At 67.4% G+C, this 19,777-nt stretch carries 12 protein-coding genes and 1 tRNA gene; 7 read left to right on the top strand and 6 right to left on the bottom strand.

Going from position 1 to position 19,777, the window contains the following annotated elements:
• Positions 1-6: 6 nt before the first annotated feature.
• Both OCK02_RS07070 and OCK02_RS07065 read right to left on the bottom strand, forming a co-directional pair.
• Positions 7-450: an SRPBCC family protein gene (locus OCK02_RS07070; protein ID WP_230806880.1), complete on the bottom strand. Its 444-nt coding sequence runs from the start codon at positions 448-450 to the stop codon at positions 7-9.
• A 125-nt stretch (positions 451-575) separates the two neighbouring features.
• A complete protein-coding gene (locus tag OCK02_RS07065) occupies positions 576-2,105 on the bottom strand; it encodes a UxaA family hydrolase (protein WP_263812408.1) in 1,530 nt (509 codons plus the stop codon).
• A 311-nt stretch (positions 2,106-2,416) separates the two neighbouring features.
• Here OCK02_RS07065 and OCK02_RS07060 point away from each other — a divergent pair, with 311 nt between their 5' ends.
• From OCK02_RS07060 to OCK02_RS07050, 3 genes are all read left to right on the top strand, one after another.
• Positions 2,417-3,169: a FadR/GntR family transcriptional regulator gene (locus tag OCK02_RS07060; RefSeq protein ID WP_263812672.1), complete on the top strand. Its 753-nt coding sequence runs from the start codon at positions 2,417-2,419 to the stop codon at positions 3,167-3,169.
• Between the two features lie 230 nt (positions 3,170-3,399).
• Complete coding sequence (locus OCK02_RS07055; protein ID WP_263812407.1) at positions 3,400-4,677, top strand: alpha/beta hydrolase; 1,278 nt, start codon at positions 3,400-3,402, stop codon at positions 4,675-4,677.
• A gap of 404 nt (positions 4,678-5,081) precedes the next feature.
• The gene (locus OCK02_RS07050; protein WP_263812406.1) at positions 5,082-5,306 is read left to right on the top strand and encodes a hypothetical protein; all 225 of its coding nucleotides are present in this window, start codon (positions 5,082-5,084) and stop codon (positions 5,304-5,306) included.
• 223 nt (positions 5,307-5,529) lie between these two features.
• Here OCK02_RS07050 and OCK02_RS07045 read toward each other — a convergent pair whose 3' ends face one another.
• Together OCK02_RS07045 and OCK02_RS07040 are read right to left on the bottom strand one after the other, a co-directional pair.
• Positions 5,530-5,889: a hypothetical protein gene (locus tag OCK02_RS07045; protein WP_263812405.1), complete on the bottom strand. Its 360-nt coding sequence runs from the start codon at positions 5,887-5,889 to the stop codon at positions 5,530-5,532.
• A gap of 190 nt (positions 5,890-6,079) precedes the next feature.
• Positions 6,080-6,154: transfer RNA gene (locus OCK02_RS07040), tRNA-Val, on the bottom strand.
• Positions 6,155-6,506: 352 nt separating this feature from the next.
• Here OCK02_RS07040 and OCK02_RS07035 point away from each other — a divergent pair.
• From OCK02_RS07035 to OCK02_RS07020, 4 genes are all read left to right on the top strand, one after another.
• Complete coding sequence (locus tag OCK02_RS07035; RefSeq protein ID WP_263812671.1) at positions 6,507-7,655, top strand: isovaleryl-CoA dehydrogenase; 1,149 nt, start codon at positions 6,507-6,509, stop codon at positions 7,653-7,655.
• Positions 7,655-9,262: a carboxyl transferase domain-containing protein gene (locus tag OCK02_RS07030; protein ID WP_263812404.1), complete on the top strand. Its 1,608-nt coding sequence runs from the start codon at positions 7,655-7,657 to the stop codon at positions 9,260-9,262. Before OCK02_RS07035 ends, OCK02_RS07030 begins: the two co-directional genes overlap by 1 nt.
• A 19-nt stretch (positions 9,263-9,281) precedes the next feature.
• Positions 9,282-9,665 carry a RidA family protein gene (locus OCK02_RS07025; RefSeq protein ID WP_263812403.1) on the top strand — a complete coding sequence of 128 codons (384 nt, stop codon included), beginning with the start codon at positions 9,282-9,284 and terminating at the stop codon, positions 9,663-9,665.
• A 95-nt stretch (positions 9,666-9,760) separates the two neighbouring features.
• A complete protein-coding gene (locus OCK02_RS07020) occupies positions 9,761-11,746 on the top strand; it encodes an acetyl/propionyl/methylcrotonyl-CoA carboxylase subunit alpha (RefSeq protein ID WP_263812402.1) in 1,986 nt (661 codons plus the stop codon).
• Positions 11,747-12,095: 349 nt separating this feature from the next.
• On the opposite strand, the gene pbpC is transcribed toward OCK02_RS07020, so the two are convergent.
• Both pbpC and OCK02_RS07010 read right to left on the bottom strand, forming a co-directional pair.
• Positions 12,096-14,159 carry a penicillin-binding protein 1C gene (pbpC, locus tag OCK02_RS07015; protein ID WP_263812670.1) on the bottom strand — a complete coding sequence of 688 codons (2,064 nt, stop codon included), beginning with the start codon at positions 14,157-14,159 and terminating at the stop codon, positions 12,096-12,098.
• Positions 14,160-14,190: 31 nt separating this feature from the next.
• A complete protein-coding gene (locus tag OCK02_RS07010) occupies positions 14,191-19,638 on the bottom strand; it encodes an alpha-2-macroglobulin family protein (RefSeq protein ID WP_263812401.1) in 5,448 nt (1,815 codons plus the stop codon).
• Positions 19,639-19,777 lie beyond the last annotated feature (139 nt).

Raw genomic sequence — 19,777 nt, 5'->3', positions numbered from 1 at the left:
CATGCGCTATTCGTCGATCTCGGGCTCCACGAGCCTCGCCAGGTTTCGCAGCGAGTCCTGCCAGCCGAGATAGCAGGCTTCGGGCGGGATCACGTCCGGCACGCCGGCCTGCGTAATCGCCAGCTCGGTTCCGACCGATACTTTCTTCAGCGTCACCGTGACTTCGATTTCGCCGGGCAGGTTGGGATCGTCGAACCTGTCCGTGTAGCGCAGGCGCTCGCCGGGAACGAGTTCGAGAAATTCGCCGCCGAAGGCATGGCTCTTGCCGGTCGTGAAGTTCCGGAACGACATCCTGAATGTACCGCCGGTCTTGGGTTCCAGGTGGTGCACGGTGCACATGAAGCCGTTCGGCGGAAGCCACTTGGCAAGCGCGTCCGCTTCGATGAACGCGCGATAGACCTTTTCCGGGGTGGTGGCGAGGACGCGGTGCAGATTTATCGTGTTCGGCATGGTCGTGATCCTTTTGAAACGTCGGAATAGACGGCCTGAGGACGAACGGGATCATGCCGATCCGACACGGGATCCGATTTTCACCGACGAAAAATTGCGCGAAGCCCGTTCCGCCGGGACCTCGCTTACGTAATCGCCCCCACCTGCCACGGCACGAATTCGTTGTCGCCGTAGTCGAACGCCTCGCTCGCGGTCTTCTTCCCCGAGGCCGTCTCGATGACGAAGTCGAAGATGCGGCGGCCGGCCTGTTCGATGGTTTCGGTGCCGTCGACGATGGTGCCGCAGTTGATGTCCATGTCGTCCTTGATGTGCTCGTACATCGGCGTGTTGGTGGCGATCTTGATGCAGGGCGCGGGCTTGTAGCCGGAGACGGAGCCGCGGCCGGTGGTGAAGGCTACGAGGTTGCAGCCGCCGGCGATCTGGCCGGTGACGGCGGCGGGGTCGTAGCCGGGCGTGTCCATGAAGACGAAGCCGCTTTCCTTGACCTCCTCGGCATATTCGTAGACGGCGTTCAGCGGCATCGAGCCGCCCTTGGCGACGGCGCCGAGCGACTTTTCCAGGATCGTCGTCAGCCCGCCGGCCTTGTTGCCGTGCGAGGGGTTGTTGTTCAGTTCGGCATCGTTCTTCGCCGTGTAGTCGCGCCACCAGTCGATGCGCGACAGAAGTTTCTCGGCCACGTCCGGGCGAGCGGCGCGGCGGGTGAGCAGGTGCTCGGCGCCGTAGATCTCGGGCGTCTCGGAGAGAACGGTGGTGGCCCCCTCCTTGACCAGAAGGTCCGAGGCGACGCCGAGGGCGGGGTTGGCGGAAATGCCGGAATAGCCGTCCGAACCGCCGCATTCGAGCGCCAGCCTGATGCCGGAGAGCGGCTGCGGCGTGCGGCGGATCGCGCCCACGTCTGGCAGCATGTCGTCGATCATCTCGCAGGCGGCCTCGATCGTCTTGCGGGTGCCGCCCTGGTTCTGGATCATCATGGTGCGGAAGGTCTTGCCCTCCTCCAGCCCTGCCTCCTCGACGAGGGGACCGTACTGGAAGGTCTCGCAGCCGAGCCCGATCATCAGGATGCCGCCGAAATTGGGGTTCCGCGCATAGCCCTTGAAGGTGCGGGTAAGGATGCGGCCGCCCTCGGATTTGAGGTTCAGCGCACAGCCGCCGCCATAGGTGAGCGCCACGACGCCGTCGATGTTGTCGTGGCCGGTCTCGCGGAACCGCCTGGCGTAGTGCTCGGCGACGTAGCGCGAGACCGTGGCGGAACAGTTCACGGTGGAGAGGATGCCGATATAGTTGCGGGTGCCGATGCGGCCGTTGCCGCGGTCATAGCCGTCGAAGGTGCGCCTTTCGGCCTCCGGCACCATCACCGGCGGCGCGTTGTCGACGCAGAACTCGTGCTTCAGGGCGACGTCGAGGATCGCAAGATTCTGCAGGTGGACATGTTCGCCCGGCCGGATCGCCCGGGTCGCATAGCCGATGATCTGGCCGTATTTCAGCACCGGCGTGCCCTCGGCGATCGGGGCGATCGCCACCTTGTGGCCGCGCGGGATGCGCTCGGCGGTGACGACGCCGTTCGGCAGCGCACGCCCGGCATCGAGGTTGGCCGGAACGACGCCGACATTGTCCCTGGGGTTGAGGACGAGGACTGCGGGGATCTCGGCAAGCATGGCAGGCTCCTGCGGCAATGGGTCCGTGCAGTTATGCACAATGTCTGCAAAAGTCAATTGATGCGAGGCGGCCGTGTGATACGGTTGGCTCTTTGATCGGCGAATGGTTGTTCCGAAGCACCCCTTCTATATTCGTCGTACTATTTTCGAATTAAGTCTGACAAACGCCTATTGACACCGGAGCCATGCGGGATCGATGGTGAGGCGGGGCGCGAAGCTGCGTCGGGGGAATTGATTTGGACGTGGATACTGGGTTGGAGGCGGGGCCTGTGACAGGGCCTGCGACTGGACATGAGGCCGATCGCACGGGCTTGCCCGATGGCGGCGGCAAGGATGCGCCACAGTCCCGCAGGCCGCGGGTGCAGAAGAACGTGACGACCGCTCTCGGTCTCGACATCTGCTCCGAGCGTTACCCTGTCGGCAGCGTGCTTCCCCGGGAAAGCGATCTTTGCGAAATGTACGGCGTGAGCCGGACCGTGGTGCGGGAATCGCTGAAGATCCTCGCCACCAAGGGGCTGCTGCACAGCCGTCCGCGCGTCGGCACCGTGGTTTGCGACAAGGCGGAATGGAACCTGCTCGATGCGCAGATCCTCGAATGGATGGGGCCGCGCATCCAGGATCTCGACCTGCTCGGCTGCATTCTCGAGACGCGCCGCACCGTCGAGCCCGTCGCGGCCGAATTCGCCGCAGAAAGGGCGAGCGTGCAGGAGATCGCCGATCTCGAAGCGGCGTGGACGAAGATGCGCGACGCCGGCACCGATACCGAAGCCTTCACCCGCGCCGACGTGCAGTTCCATGAGATCCTGCTGAAGGCGAGCCACAACCAGGTCTTCCGCCAGCTCTCTTCCATCATCCATGCCGGGCTGATGTATTCGCTGCACCGCTCCAACGAGGTGATCGACCATCGCGACGAGGCGCTCGCAATCCACAGGGATCTCGTCGAGGCCCTGCGGCTGCGCGACAAGGCGGCGGCGCGCGCCGCCTCGCACCGGATGCTGGATATGGCCGTGCGCGACCTCGCGCCCGCCCTGCGCGGCCGCCGGCAGGATGCCGACGGGGCCTGAGCGGGCCGGCTCACCTCAAGGTCTTCCCGCCGGGCGTGGCGTGTGCCTGCGGTTCTCCGGTGGTTCCCTGCCGGCATTGTGGCCGATGCGCCGCAGGCCCGCAGCCTTTCCTTCTCCGGTCCACGCTCGCGAGCGATAACCGATTGCCTGCCTTCGCATTGCTCATTAAACAATGCTTAAGATATGGGGAGCGCGCGTCGCGCGGCATGGTCAATATAGGGTGTGACGGGATGCGAAGTGTGTGGCGTATCGCGATTGTCCTGTCGCTTTCGGTGGCACTTGCGGCATGCGGCGGCAAGAAGGGCTACATGGCTCCGATCACCGAAACGGCGGCGGTCCCGGGTGCCTCGACCGTCGACATGCTGGTGGCCACGACGCGCACGCCGTCCGGCGATCCGAACACGCTCTTCTCCGGCGAACGCAGCGCGCATCCCTACCTGACCGACATCGCCGTTTCGATTCCGCCTGACCAGAACCGCAAGCCCGGCAGCGTGCAGTGGCCGAAGAAGCTGCCGCCCAATCCGGAGATGGATTTCGCGGTCCTGCGCGTCGAGCAACTGGCCTCGATCGAGGGCGGCCAGGATTGGTTCCAGGTGCACAACAGGAACGGCCACGTGATGGTCTTCGTGCACGGCTTCAACAACCGCTATGAAGACGCGGTGTTCCGCTTTGCCCAGATCATTCACGATTCGGACGCGCAGGTGACGCCGGTGCTGTTCACCTGGCCGTCGCGCGCCAAGGTCTTCGACTACAACTACGACAAGGAAAGCACCAACTATTCCCGCAGCGGCCTGGAGCGGCTGCTGAAGGCGCTGCAGAATGAAAAGGGCGTCACCGACATTACCATCCTCGCCCATTCGATGGGGACCTGGCTGGCGATGGAGGCGTTGCGCCAAATGGCGATCCGCGACGGCCGGGTCGCGTCGAAGATCGAAAACGTCGTCCTCGCCTCGCCGGACCTCGACATCGATGTGTTCGCCCGCCAGTGGTCGGAACTCGGCGCCGACAGGCCGACCTTCACCATCTTCGTCTCGCAGGACGACAAGGCGCTGGCGCTTTCCCGTTTCATCTCCGGCGACGTGCAGCGCCTCGGACAGATCAATCCCGCCGACGAACCCTATCGCAGCCAGTTCGAGAAGGCGGGGATCACGGTGGTCGACCTGACCGATGTGAAGACGGGCGACCGGCTGGCCCACGGCAAGTTCGCCGAAAGCCCGCAGATCGTGCAACTGATCGGCGAACGGCTCGTCAACGGCCAGACGCTGACGGATTCGGACGTCTCGCTCGGCGAAGGCATCACTGCCATCGTCGCTGGCACGGCGGGGGGCATCGGCCGCGTGGCGGCCACCACGGTCGCGACGCCGATCGATCTTCTGACCATGTCGCCGTCGGAGGAAAGGCTCGCCGGCAAGGTGGATCCGGCGCTGGTGTTCGAGGATCAGGCGCAGGAATCTCCGCGTCTGGCGACTCAACCGGCCCCACGGCCGGCTCCACAACCGGCACAATAGCGGGCGCGCCACAAAACCACACGACTTCCCTCGCGTGGAATGAGAAATCCACCTAAACCCTCGTTTATGTGAGATAGCTTGCCTTCCTCGTCACGGAGGAGCGTAAAGTGTTGGTACGCCTGCGGCAGGCCCGTAGGTGAGCTGACAATTCATTGTTTTTATACAATAATTTAAAAGTTACGGTGCGCGCGGAGGGCAACTCGGTCGTCTGCAATCGAGGCGCGTGAAATCGCGGCGGCGCAGGGGCACTGCCGTCCAGATCGACTTGCAGGGGGAAACGTCCGACGTCCGTGATTTATTCTCGGTAAGTTCCCACATTTTTGTGGAAATATGTGTATGGTTGTGTTTATATACTCACAAATTAAAAGACCAGCCAAAATCATCACGCTTCAAAGGGGAATTCCATGGCTCGAACGCCGGAGGAATGGGGGGCGCTGCTTGGCAGTACCCTAGCGAAGATGCAGGCCAGTGATGCCCGGTTCATGCTTCCGGCGATGTCTCCGGATTGCTCGCGCATCATTACTGAAACCATTGCCGTCATCGTTGCCGAAGCTCGCCTTCAGGGGCGCGACGACGCCCTGCTCGATCTACAGGCCCCGACCATCGCGCGACGCCGCCTGCACGCCTGAGGCCAGGTGCCGTCTGCCCGCCCTGTGACCGGTCACCGGGCCAAGCAGGATCGGGGATCCCGCAGGGGCATTTTCGGACACCCGCATGAAGTCTGTTCATCGTCTCCTATAAGTCTCATGGCGTGACGTGATCGAAGGGTATTGCGTCTCATGTGTCGACGCCATGCAACCGAACCTGCCGCATGTCGTCGCAAGGCCGCTACGCGCTTTTGCGCGACATTCGTCAGCTGCGGCGCTCCGTCGGTTGCGCCGTCAGGCGCCCGCGCGAACGGGTGCGGTTCGCGCTTGCCAGCCGCTCGCGCGCTTCCTTCAGTTCGCCGGCCGTGAACAGCGGCTGGAATTCGCTCTGCAGCATCGTGGCTTCCATGGAGACCTCGCTCCTGCCGAGATCGTTCAGACGCTCGAGGCCGGTGGTGCCGGGCTTGAAGACGAGTTCCTTCGCCGCCGCCACGCCGCCGTTGAGGATGACGTAGCGCCGGAACAGCACGGGGCGGAAGCCGAGACCGGCGCAGGTGTCGTAGAGCGCCAGCATGGCGAGGTGAAACTGTTCCTGCGGGTGGTTGCTTCGCGCGCCAGGCTTCAAGGTGTCGTCTCCCGTAGTGCACAGCCGTCTTGTTCGAAAGGCCTGCGGAGGGGATCTGCCCCTCGTGTTCGCCCGTCTGGATAGTCGACTTCGGTGCCCGCCGCAATCGCCGGCAGGGGCAGGCGTTCTCGCATACGGGGAGGAATGCAAAAGGCCTTCCGGTTTCCCGAAAGGCCTTTCCGAATTCGAATGGTGGGCGTGACAGGGATTGAACCTGTGACCCCTACGATGTCAACGTAGTGCTCTCCCGCTGAGCTACACGCCCATCCGATGTGGGCGCATAGACCACAAAAGCCCGAGCGGCGTCAATAGGTCCCGTGAAGCTTTTTTCACCGTTTTTCGATGCCGCTTTCGGGGGCGCGATTTCACCGGGATCGGGGCCGCCGAATTGGGCTGGGGATAAAATGGGGATCGCTCTCCCCGCGAGAAAATGGCACCCTATGTCAGGAGTTGGCGTTCGGGAGGAACGCCGGCGGTTCTGCGGGAGGCGGGCCGGCGACGGGGCGCGACGCTGTGTCGGGCGCTGTCGCCGGGCATAGCCTTCCGGCAGTCCGGCAAGGCCCGGCAGCCGTGCCGGGCGATCGCTGCGGGAGGATGTGAGGATGTATACGGCCGGAATGAATTTCGGGCTCGGCGAGGACGTCGAGGCGCTGCGCGACACCGTCCGCCGGCTCGCCGCGGAGAAGATCGCGCCGATCGCCGCGGAGGTCGACCGCAGCAACGCCTTTCCCATGCCGCTGTGGCGGGAACTTGGCGACATCGGCCTGCTCGGCATCACCGCCTCGGAGGACTATGGCGGGGCCGGCATGGGCTATCTGGCCCATTGCGTGGCGATGGAGGAGATCAGCCGGGCCTCGGCGTCCATCGGCCTGTCCTACGGCGCGCACTCCAACCTCTGCGTCAACCAGATCATGCGCAACGGCTCGGACGCGCAGCGGGCGGCCTATCTGCCGAAGCTCGTTTCCGGCGAGCATGTCGGGGCGCTCGCCATGTCCGAGCCGGGCGCCGGCTCGGACGTGGTGTCGATGAAGCTCAGGGCGGAGAAGCGCGGCGACCGCTTCGTGCTGAACGGCAGCAAGATGTGGATCACCAACGGACCCGATGCGGATGTGCTCGTGGTCTATGCCAAGACCGATCCCGATGCCGGGCCGCGGGGCATTACCGCGTTCCTGGTCGAGAAGGGGTTCAAGGGATTTTCGACCGCGCAGAAGCTCGACAAGCTCGGCATGCGCGGCTCCAACACCTGCGAACTGGTGTTTTCCGACTGCGAGGTGCCGGCGGAAAACGTGATGGGCGGGGAGGGGCGCGGCGTCAACGTCCTGATGTCGGGCCTCGACTACGAACGCGTGGTCCTCTCCGGCGGCCCGCTCGGCATCATGGCCGCCTGCCTCGACGTCGTCGTGCCCTATGTGCACGAGCGCAAGCAGTTCGAGCGGCCGGTCGGCGAATTCCAGCTGATGCAGGGCAAGGTCGCCGACATGTATGTCGCGCTCAATTCCGCCCGCGCCTATGTCTATGCGGTGGCCGCCGCCTGCGACCGGGGGGAGACCGCGCGCAAGGACGCCGCCGGCTGCATCCTCTATGCGGCCGAACAGGCGACGCAGGCTGCGCTGCAGGCGATCCAGGCGCTCGGCGGCAACGGCTACATCAACGACTACCCGACCGGGCGCCTCCTGCGCGATGCCAAGCTCTACGAGATCGGCGCCGGCACCTCCGAGATCCGCCGGATGCTGATGGGACGAGAGATCTTCCAGGAGACTGCGTGATGGCGGTGCTGCGGTCCGGCATTTCTCCGCGCAGCGAAGCGTTTGCCGCCAACCGGGCGGCGATGCTGGAGGCGATCGCGACGGCGGAGGCAGCGGCCGCGCAGTCGTTCGAGGGCGGCGGGGCGAAGGCGCGCGAACGCCATCTCGGGCGCGGCAAGCTCCTGCCGCGTGACCGCGTGGCGCAATTGCTCGATCCGGGCTCGCCCTTCCTGGAGATCGGGATCGTGGCCGGGCACGGCCTCTACGGCGGTGCCTCGCCTGGCGGCGGCATGATCGCCGGCATCGGCCGCGTCTCGGGGCTCGAATGTATGATCGTGTGCAACGATGCGACGGTGAAGGGCGGCACCTACTATCCGATCACGGTGAAGAAGCATCTGCGCGCCCAGGAGATCGCCGAGCAGAACCGGCTGCCCTGCATCTACCTCGTCGATTCCGGCGGCGCCAACCTGCCGAACCAGGACGAGGTGTTTCCGGACCGGGACCATTTCGGCCGCATCTTCTACAACCAGGCGCAGATGTCTTCGAAGGGCATCGCCCAGATCGCCGTCGTCATGGGCAGTTGTACTGCGGGCGGCGCCTATGTGCCGGCGATGAGCGACGAGACGGTGATCGTGCAGAACCAGGGCACGATCTTCCTCGCCGGGCCGCCGCTGGTGAAGGCTGCCACCGGCGAAGTGGTCAGCGCCGAAGACCTCGGCGGCGGCGACGTGCATACGCGGCTCTCCGGCGTCGCCGACCATCTGGCGCGCGACGACCGGCATGCGCTGGCACTGGCGCGGCGGATCGCCGTCAATCTCAACGGCTGCAAGCAGCCCTTGCCGAGGAAGGGCGAGGGCGAGGCGCCGCTCTACGATCCGGACGAGATCCTCGGCATCGTGCCCTCCGACACCAAGGTGCCCTACGACGTGCGCGAGGTGATCGCGCGCATGGTCGACGGCTCGCGCTTCGACGAGTTCAAGGCGCGCTTCGGCACCACGCTCGTCTGCGGCTTCGCGGCGATCTGCGGCATGCCGGTCGGGATTGTCGCCAACAACGGCGTGCTGTTCTCCGAGGCCGCGCTGAAGGGCGCGCATTTCATCGAGCTCTGCGGCCAGCGCTCCGTGCCGCTCGTCTTCCTGCAGAACATCACCGGCTTCATGGTCGGGCGGAAATACGAGGCGGACGGGATCGCCAAGCACGGCGCCAAGCTGGTCACGGCGGTTGCCACCGTCGGCGTGCCGAAGATCACCATGCTGATCGGCGGCTCCTACGGCGCGGGCAACTACGGCATGTGCGGGCGGGCCTATTCGCCGCGCTTTCTCTGGACCTGGCCGAACAGCCGCATCGCCGTGATGGGCGGCGAGCAGGCGGCCGGCGTGCTCGCCACCGTGCGCCGGGAGGGGATCGAGCGTTCGGGGGCCGCATGGTCGGCCGAGGAGGAGGCGGAGTTCAAGCGGCCGACGATCGAGATGTTCGAACGCCAGAGCCATCCGCTCTATGCCTCGGCGCGGCTCTGGGACGACGGCATCGTCGATCCGCGCAAGGCGCGCGATGTCCTTGGCCTGTCCCTGTCCGCCGCGCTCAATGCCTCAATCGAGCCCACGCGCTTCGGCCTGTTCCGCATGTAGATCCAACTGGAGGACGACCATGAAACGGGAGAACATCAACGCGAAGAATGCACCGGACCCGCACGGGGGGTATTCGCAAGCGGTGAAGCTCGAGGCGTATGACCGGCTGCTCCTCGTCAGCGGCCAGATTCCGGCGGACTCCGACGACAAGGTGCCCGACGGCTTCGAGGCGCAGGCGCGCCAGGTCTGGCGCAACGTCGACGCGCAGCTCAAGGCTGCGGGCATGGACAAGTCCAATCTCGTCAAGCTGACGACCTATCTCGCCGACCGGCAGCACGCCACCGCCAACCGGGAACTGCGCAGCGAATATCTCGGCGCCGTCGCGCCGGCGATGACGGTGGTGATCTGCGGCATCTTCGACGAGCGGTGGATGCTGGAGGTCGAGGCGGTCGCAGCCCAGTGAGTGCGGCGTGACGGCAAGGCAATGGTCCGGTCCCGGGTCCGCCGGGGGCCGGGTGACATGACGGCACCTGCAACCGGGCCTGTCCGGGAGAGACGATGTTCAAGACGATCCTCATTGCCAATCGCGGCGAGATTGCCTGCCGGATCATCCGGACGGCCCGCAAGCTCGGCATCGCCACCGTTGCGGTCTATTCGGACGCCGACCGCGCGGCGTTGCACGTGCAGATGGCCGACGAGGCCTTCCGCATCGGGCCTGCGGAGGCGGCGCGGAGCTATCTCGACAGCGGCGCGATCATCGATGTCTGCCGGCAAAGCGGCGCCGAGGCGGTGCACCCGGGTTACGGGTTCCTCTCCGAGAACCCCGACTTTGTCGAGGCGGTGGCGGCGGCAGGGCAGGTCTTCATCGGCCCGTCGGCTGAGGCGATCCGGGCGATGGGGCTGAAGGATGCGGCCAAGGCGCTGATGGAGCAGGCGGGCGTGCCCGTCGTGCCCGGCTATCACGGGGAAAACCAGGAGGTCGGGTTCCTTTCCGCGCAGGCCGAGGCCATCGGTTATCCGGTGCTGATCAAGGCGCGGGCCGGCGGCGGCGGCAAGGGCATGCGGCGGGTGGATGGGCCGGCCGCCTTCGCGGCAGCACTCGCCAGCGCCCGACGCGAGGCCGAAGCCTCGTTCGGCGACGGCCGCGTGCTGGTGGAGAAGTACATGGCCAAGCCGCGGCACATCGAGGTGCAGGTGTTCGGCGACAGCCACGGCAACGTCGTCCATCTGTTCGAGCGCGACTGCTCGGCGCAGCGGCGGCACCAGAAGGTGATCGAGGAGGCGCCGGCGCCGGGGATGACGGCGGAGATGCGCGAGGCGATGGGGACGGCGGCGGTGCGCGCTGCACAGGCGATCTCCTACAGCGGCGCGGGCACGGTGGAGTTCATCGCCGACGTCTCCGACGGTCTGCGGGCCGACCGCTTCTTCTTCATGGAGATGAACACGCGGCTGCAGGTCGAGCATCCGGTGACGGAGGCGATCACCGGCCTCGATCTGGTCGAGTGGCAATTGCGCGTGGCCGCGGGTGAGCCGCTGCCGAAGACGCAGGCGGAGCTTGCGATCGACGGCTGGGCTTTCGAGGCGCGCCTCTATGCCGAAAATGCGGCGCGCGACTTCCTGCCCTCCACCGGCCGGCTGGTACGGTTCGACGTTCCGGGCGGCGTCCGCGTCGATTCCGGCGTGCGCGCCGGCGACGAGATTACCGCGTTCTACGATCCGATGATCGCCAAGGTGATCGCGCATGGCACGGACCGCGCCGAGGCGCTCGGCCGGCTCTCGGGGGCGCTTTCGCAGTGCCGGATCGCGGGCGTCACGACCAATGCCGGCTTTCTCGGCCGGCTCTGCCGGGAGGCGCATTTTGTAGCCGGCGATGTCGATACGGGGCTGATCGAGCGGGAGGCGGCGACGCTGCTGCCGAACCCCTTCCCCAGTGCGCGCGTGCAGGCGCTGGCCGCGATCGCGGCACTCGGCCTGCTGGACCCTCCGGGCGAGGACGATCCCTGGCAGCGCCTGCGCGGCTTCCGGCTGTGGGGCGCTTCGTGGCAATCGGTCTTCATCGAGCAGGAGGGCCAGGCGCTGGAGGTCCGTGTCGCGGCCGCAGGCGGCCACCGCTTCGATATTGCCGTGGGCGATCTCCAGCTTTCGCTTGTGATCCGGAACGGTGCCGGGGGGAGCGTATTGGCCGATTTCGGCGATCGCAGCGTCGAGGCGACCGTCGTGCGCGACGGGCTGCAGATCACGCTTTTTGCCGAGGGCGAAAGCCATGTCTTCCATGCCGAGGAAGCGGCCGGCCTGCATGGCGAGGATGAAGCCGGCGGCGACGTGCTCGTCGCGCCGATGCCGGGGCTCGTGCGTCTCGTCCAGGTGACTGCGGGGGCAGCCGTCGAACGGGGCGACCCGCTGGTGACCATGGAGGCGATGAAGATGGAACTGGTGCTGGCCGCCCCGCGCGACGGCACGGTCGAGACGGTGGCGGTGGCGGCCGGCGACCAGGTCGGCGAGGGAGCCGTGCTCCTGCGGCTGGTGGAGGAGGAGCCGGAGTAGCGATCTGCGGTTTCCCTTTCTTCCCGCAGGCGGGAAGAAAGGGATGTCGCGACCTCTCGATCTCCCTCTCCCCGCTTGCGGGGAGAGGGTTGGGGTGAGGGGCTCATGCTGGTCGCCTTTGCGAGACGGACGTTCGGCCGGCAGGCGCGGGGGCGACAAGAGAAACGTCCTGGGGCTCGGCCGCCCCTCATCCGCCTGCCGGCACCTTCTCCCCGCAGGCGGGGAGAAGGTGGGATGCCGCGACGTCTCGGTCCCCTCTTCCCGCTTGCGGGGAGAGGGTCAGGGTGAGGGGCTTTGCAGCGGTTCTGGAAGCCGGCGTGCCTTCGGGCTGAAGCCGGATCCCGTGGCGCTATTCGACGAACACCCGCACGCTCGCGGCCCGGCCGACCGCGTCGATCACCGTCAGCGTCGAATAGCCGGCGCCGTCGGGGGTCCATTGGGTGGTGCGGCGGCGGGAGCTTTCGGGGAGAATGCGGCCGTTGGCGAGCCAGCGGAAGGGGGCGCGGCCGCCCTGCAGCTTGAGTGCCAGCGGCGTGATGTCGCCGCCGGTGCGGGCGCCGAGTTCGACGTGGGCGCCCTCGGGCGGGTAGACGATCTGGGGCGCGGGCTCCCGGGCCGTGGCGGCGACGAGGCCGGATGCGGTGCGGGCGAAGCGGCGCAGGCCGATCGGCAGTTCCGACTGGGCGATGCGCAGGGTTCCCGCCGGCGCCCCCGGCATCGGGGTGATGGCAATGCCGGATTTCGAGAAGGCCTCGAACAGGATCGGGGCGGCGGCTTCGTAGCCGGTCAGGCCGGGGACGGCGGCGTTGTCGGCGCGGCCGACCCAGACGCCGAGCACATGCCGGCCGTCATAGCCGACCGACCAGGCGTCGCGGTAGCCGTAGCTCGTTCCGGTTTTGTAGGCGATGCCGAGCCTGCGGCTGCCGCGCGGCGGCAGAACGGCGGAAAGCGTGTCGCTGACGTTCCAGGCGGCGGCCGGTTCGACCAGCGGATCGCCGACGACGACTTCGGGCGCGCGCTCGACGCCGTTGCCGAGGCGAACCACCTTGCCCTGATTGGCAAGCGCCGCATAGAGCTGGACCAGATCGCGCAAGGTGATGCCGGCGCCGCCGAGCGCGATGGCAAGCCCCGGCGCTTCGGCTGCGGGAAGCGCCAGGCGGACGTCGGCCCGGCGCAGCCGCACCATGAGCCGTGTCGGCCCGACGGCGTCGAGCAGCCGCACCGCCGGCACATTGAGGGACAGTTGCAGCGCCTGGCGTACGCTCACGTCGCCCTGGTAGCTCATGTCGAAATTGCGCGGCCGGTAGCCGAAGAAGTCGGCCGGGCGATCCTCGACGATCGTCTCCTGCGCCACCAGCCCCTCCTCGAAGGCGAGGCCGTAGATGAAGGGTTTCAGCGCCGAGCCGGGCGAACGGATCTGGCGCGTCATGTCGATCCAGCCGGAGCGGGAGGCGTCGAAATAGCCGGCCGAGCCGACCTCGCCTATGATCTCGCCGGTGCGGGCGTCGGCCATGACCATGGCGACGGAGAGCTTCGGCCCGAGCCGTTCGGCGGCGCTGCGGGCAACCGCTTCCAGCGCCTGTTGCACGCCGCGGCGGATCGTCGTCTCGTGGCGCTGGCGGGCCGGGTCCTTGCGCAGCGCAAGTTCGGAAAGATGCGGCGCAAGGGCGGGCAGTTGCAGACGGCGGATCGGGACGCCTTCGCTGCCCGCCCGCTCGGCCTCGCCCTCACCGATCACGGTCGAGACGGCCATGCGGGTGAGCACGCGTTCGCGCGCCGCTTCGGCCATCTTCGGGAAGCGGTCCGGCCGGCGCCGTTCGGGCAATTGCGGCAGGGCGACGAGCAGGGCGGCCTCGGCGACCGAGAGCCGCTTCGGCTCCTTGCCGAAATAGGATAGGCTTGCCGCACGCACGCCCTCCAGATTGCCGCCATAGGGCGCGTGGGTCAGGTAGAGCTCGAGGATCTCCGTCTTGGTCAGCCGCCGTTCGAGCTGGATCGCGCGTGCCATCTGCCGGGCCTTGGCCAGGAGCGAGCGGCCGTCGCGCGGCTCGATGAGGCGGGCGACCTGCATCGACAGCGTCGAGGCGCCGGAGACGATGCGGCCGTTGCCGACGAACTGGCCGGCGGCACGCAGGAGCGCCAGCGGATCGATGCCCCTGTGCGCGTGGAAGCGCTGGTCCTCATAGGCGAGCAGCATCCGGACGAACTGCGGATCGACGTCATCAGACGTCGTCCGCAGCCGCCAGAGGCCTTCGGAGGTCGCGAAGGCCCTGAGCAGTCGCCCGTCGGCATCCACCACTTCGCGGGAGGTTTCCATCGCCCGTTCGATCGGCGGCGGAAAGGCCTCGTCGGCGCGGTTCAGCCCTTGCAGCAATGCCGTGCCGAGCACCGCATTGCCGAGAAGAGCCAGCATCCCGAAGCGGAAGGGGGACACGGGCCGTCTCCTATTCCGCCAGCACCTGCATGCGGCCGGTCGCGGTCCGGGCCGAGAACTGCGGGCGGTACATGTCCTCGACGCTCGCCGCCGGGTGGTCGTAGGTGCCCGGCGTCACTGCGCGGACGACATAGGCGAGCGTGATGTCGTCATTGCTCGAGCCCGAGCGGTCGAAGGCGGCGACGAAGCGGTCGCTGCGAAACTCGGTATGGGCGGCCTCGACCTCGCCGATCCAGTCGAAATTGGCGAGGCTGGCGCTGTTGACCAGGCTCGGATTGTCGATTTCGAGCCCTGCCGGGAGCAGGTCGGTGATCAGCACGCGCGACGGCCAGGTATTGTCCTCGTGCACCTTCAGCACGACGACGTAGCGCTCGTTCTGGCGGGCCTCGGAGATGATGGCCGGTTCGCCGTCGAGCGTGTAGTAGTTGCGCTCGATGGCAAAGCCGTCGCCGCCGGCCGGCAGCGGCTGGACGGGGGCCGCAATCGTGGTCAGCACGGCCGAAACGGGCTCGCCGCCGCGGTTGACCACCGTCACCGGCTTCTTCAGCAAGTCCTCGCCGCTCATGCGGGCGGCATAGCGGCCGTCATGACCGGCGCCGTTCACCTCGAGCTTGAGAGAAACGTCCTGCCCCCGGATGGCGCGGGCGGCGAGCAGCATCCAGCTCTGCTCCTGGGTGCTGGTATAGGCCCTGCGTTCCCATTCGTGCTCGACGATCCGGGCCAGTTCGGGGACGATCGCCGGCGCCGGGCGCGCCTCGGCGGCGAGTGCGAGGACGGCCGCACCGTCGCGGAGCGCCGAGCCGTAGTCGGACCGGACCAGGCTGACATTGGTCACGTCGCCCGCCATGCGCAGCGATTGCCCGAAGATCTGGCCGGAGCGCTGCGCATCGCCATAGAGGCCGAGGGCGGCTGCGATGTGCGCCTTGGCGAGCGGGGTCGGGAATTCCGACAGCCGCGTATCCGCATAGTAGCGCAGGTCGCTGATCGCGGCCTTGCGGTTGCGGGCCAGCACGTAGAGCGCATAGGCGATCTCGTTGCCGCGCTCCTTGACATTGCTGTCGTAGGACAGCGCGTTCTGGAGATTGTCGAGCGCCTGCACCATCGCCTGCTCCGGCACGTCGAACTTCTGCTCGCGGGCGCGGGTCAGGAAGTCGGTGACGTAGGCATCGAGCCAGAGGTCGCCGTAGCCCGGACCCCAGAGGCCGAAGCTGCCGGAGGAGGACTGGTAGGAGAGCACGCGATAGATCGCGTCCTGCACCCGCTTGCCCGTCTTCACGTCGTCGGGCAGGCCGCTCTCCTTCGACAGCTCGCTGAGATAGAGCAGCGGCAAGGCGCGGCTGGTGGTCTGCTCGGCGCAGCCATAGGGGTAGCGGTCGAGCGCCATCAGCAGGGCAGGGACGTCGAAGGCGGAGGCGCGCGAGACGTTGAGCGCTGCGGAGGCGCTGCCGAGCAGGCTGTCGGCCAGCAACTGGTCGTCGATCGTGAGGCTGCCGCCGGCGGCAAGCTCCAGCACCCGCCGGGTGGTGACCGGCAGGGTGGCGGGGCGGACGGGGATGTCGAGCGACTGTTCCCAATTTTGACCGGCGCCATCGGAAAGCGCGACGGTGACGGCTCCTGCGCCCACCTCGCCGCCGATCAGCGGCAGGGTCAGGTCGGCCTTGCCGCCCGCCTCCAGCCGCACGGTCTGTTCTGCACCGGTCTGTTCGACCATCACGGCGGCGTTGTGGGTGACGGTCAGTCGGTAGTCGCCGGCCGGCGCGTCGGTGTTGGCGATGTCGAGCCGGAGGCTGGCGCGGTCTCCCGGCGCCAGGAATTTCGGCAGGCTCGCCGTGACGACGACCGGGTCGCGGACGATGACGTCGCGCTCGGCATGACCGATCCCCTCCTTCGACCAGGCGACGGCCATGACGCGGGCGGTGCCGTTGAACTGGGGGATGTCGAAGGAGATCCTGGCCTTGCCTTCGCCGTCGAGCTTTACCGGCCCGGAGAAGAAGGCGACCAGTTTCTGCGTCGGTGGGTTGCCCTCCACCGCCGTCTGCCCGCCGTCGCCGCCGGTGCGCAGCCTGCCCGTGGCGCCGAGCGAGCCGTCGATCAGGCGGCCGTAGAGGTCGCGGATCTCCAGCCCGAGGCGGCGCTGGCCGAAATACCAGCCGTCCGGATCGGGCGCCTCGTAGCGGGTGAGGTTGAGAATGCCGACATCGACGGCTGCAACCGTGACATAGGCGTCCTCGTTCGCGCCGGCTCCGGCAACGGAGACGGAAATGTCGAGCGGCTGGCGCGGCAGGGTCTTTTCCGGCGCATCGAGGGTGACAGCGAGCTTGCGCCCGGCCGGATCGACCTTCAGCCATTTGACGCCGATGGCCCGCATCGGCATGCGGCTCTCCCGGGCGTCGCCGGGGCGATAGAGCGTGGCGGTGACATAGGCGCCGGCGCCCCAGTCGGCGGTGATGGGGATCTCGACCTCGCCGCCGCCGTCGCCGATTTCGGCGGTGCTGACGGAGATCAGGGTCTCGGTGCCGCTGGTCACCAGAAGTTCGCCGGCATAGCGCGAGGACACCTTGAGCTTCGCCGTCTCGCCGACCGCATAGCTCTCCTTGTCGAGGGCGATCTCGAGCGCGTCGGGCGTCTCCGTCGAGGTCGCCTCGACATACCAGCCGGCATCGAACTCGATGCTGGTCGTCGGGCCATCCGCCGCCGCGGTCTCGACCTCCAGCCGATAGCGGCCCCAGCCGACGGGGACTGCGATGTCGGCGCCGTCCGGGCCGACGTCGATCACGCCGGCCTCGACCTGTTTGGTCGAAAGGATCGGCTCGTAGCGCCAGGACGAGCCTTCGCGATACCACTGATAGTTCCGCTCGACGCTGAGAAGCTTCCAGGGCAGGCCCGACACCTCCTGCCTGCGGCCGTCGGGGCTCGCCACGATGACGTGGAAGCGGGCGGTCGAATTCTCGGCAACGCCACCGTCCGAAGCCGGCCGGATGCCGATCATCGGTCCCTCGGGGCGCACGGGCAGGGTCAGCGCGCGCTCGACGGCGCGGCCACCGGCCTCGCTCATGCGCAAGGTGATGTCGGCGTTAAGAAGCTGCGTCGTCGCCGGGCGCTCGGCGATATCGACCTCGAAGCGCGCCTTGCCGTCCTCGTCGAGCGGCTCCAGCCCTTCGATCGGCATGCGGTTCTCCTCCATCGCCTCCTCGTCGGCGAGGCCGAAGACATAGCCCTTGAAGGCCTCGCTCGTCCGTGTCGGCTTCAGCGCCACGTCGCCCTCGATCTCGAGGCCGGCGGCGGGGGCGCCGTAGAGATAGCGCCCGTCGACGTCGATCGCCACCGGCGTGCCGCCGATGATCTCGGTTGCCTCGCTGGTCAGGTCGAACTCGGTACGGTCGGGCACGAAGTCGTCGACGAGAAAGGTCTTCTCGCCGATCGACGGCGCCTTGGGATCGGCGAAGATCTGCATCGTCCAGGTGCCGCGCATGGCGTTCGGCTGGACGGGAAAGTCGATCGCGTGGCCGCCGATCCGGCTGTCGTTGCTGACGACACGGCGGTCCTCCACGCCGTCCGGGCGGGTGAAGACGAAGGTGAGCGGCAGGCCCTCCACGGCGTTCGCCTCGACGTCGCGGGCAAGGGCCGCGGCGTGGACCGTCTCGCCGGTGCGGTAGATGCCGCGTTCGGTCCAGGCGAAGATGTCAATCGCGCCGGGTGCCGCGCGGCCGGTGACGCCGCGGTCCGAAAGGTCGAAGCCGGCGCGGGTCATGTCGAGGAAGACGTAGTCCGCGCTGGCGTTGCGGGCGGTGAGCACGGCCGGCATCGTCGCCGCCGTGCCGCGGATCAGGCCGGCGGTGAAGGTGGCGCGGCCGTCCGCGTCGGTGGTCGCCGTGCCGAGGATCTCGTTGTTCCTGGCGAGCAGTTGCAGCTCCACGCCGGCCATCGGCGCAGCACTGCCGAGCGCGCGGGCGAAGACATGCAGCCCGTCGGTGCCGGCGAAGGTGGAAAGCCCGATGTCGGAGACGAGGAACCACTGCGTCGCCTTCGCATCCCAGTCGCGCTTCGGCCCGTTCGAGGCCGCGGCCGTCAGCACATAGATGCCAGGCTTGCGTTCCGGCAGCGCTTCGTCGACGGGGAAGGAGGTGACGACGTCCTTGTTCAGGTCCCGCTGCATCTCGATCTGGCCCTGCCAGACGAGCTCGCCGAGTTCGCTTTCGATGCGGCTGGCGCCGTAGCCGTCGAGCTGGGTCAGGAATTGCGAGCCGGTGAGAAGGGCGGCGATGCTGCGGTCGCCGACGCGGTAGAGCTTCAGGTCGGCGCTGTCGGTGTTGACGGAGACGATCGGGATGCCGCGCCGGGCCGTGCTCGGCAGGACGAAGCTGTCGCCGGTGAAGCGCACGCTGGCGCTGCGGTCCTGGACGTAGATGTCGAGCTCGACGGGAGCCTCCAGGCTCTCGTCGACCGAAGACGGCAGGCCCGGGCGGAAGGCGAGACGATAGCGCTGGCCATGGTTCAGGCCCTCGATGCAGATCTGGTTGTCCTTGGCCTCGACGCCCTTGGGCGCAGCCCCGTCGAGGGTGACGAAGCCCGCATAGTCGGTGCCGACCTTCATCAGCGGCTCGGAGAACTGCACGCAGGCGCGCGGGCTGACGCTGTCGTTGTCGATCGTGTGCTGGACGACGCGGAAGCCCTGGCGCGCCTTGAGATCGAGATAGGCGGCGCGCACGGTCGCATCGTCCGCGAGCGCGAGGCTCGCCTTGTAGGCATCGATGCCGGCGCGGTAGTTGCCGGACTTGTCCAGGGCGAGCGCAAGGACGGCGAGCGCTTCCGCCCGCGCAGAGGTGGTCCGCGTCAACCAGTAGGCGTTGAGCGCGGCCAGCGGGCCCTGGGCCGTGAGGTAGCTGTTTTCGGTCGTCTGCGACGCCGTCTGCGCCATCTCGGTCCAGAGGAAACGGTCGTCGGGAGAAAGCGACAGGGCGCCCTTGTAGGCGTCGAGCGCTTCGGAATAACGGCTGGACGAGGCTTCGATCCGGCCGAGTGCGGCCAGGCTCTCGACGCCCTGCCCGTCCTGCGCGCTCAGCAGCGACAGGCTGGACCGCAGCGCGCGCGCTTCCTGCTGCAGATTGTCGGAGATGAAGGCGAGCGACGGTGCCGCACCGATGTCGGCCTCACCGTCGGTGAGCGCGATCTTGCCGGCGACCGTGCCGGCAAAGCCGTTCAACTGGCTGAAATCGGACTTGAGGAAGCACCACTTGACCTTGGGATTGTAGGTGAAGGCGCGGCAGGAGAGGTCGTCGATGCACTGGGCCTTGCACTGGTCGAGCGTGACGTTCTGGACGGTGCGCAAGTCGAAGCCGAAATAGTCGGCATTGTCGGTCGTGACGACGGTACGTCTCGTTTCGGCTGCATGTCCGGGGTGCAGGCCTGGCGCGAGGGTGAACAGGAGGGCGCAGAGGAAACCGATGAACGCACGCATAAACCCTTGTCCTCCAAGAAAATTCAGCCCACGGCACTCTCGAAGCTTAGCAAAGCGATGTCAACCGAAGGGGCGTGGCGGGGTGAGGTGGCACTCCAACGACGAGTGTCTTTCAGCTTCATGCTGAAGCAGTCAGACT

This window comes from Rhizobium sp. TRM96647 (assembly GCF_025780115.1).
Taxonomy (GTDB): Bacteria; Pseudomonadota; Alphaproteobacteria; order Rhizobiales; family Rhizobiaceae; genus Mycoplana.
The sequence above is the reverse complement of the archived record's forward strand: the minus strand, read 5'-3'. Positions and strand labels throughout refer to the sequence as shown.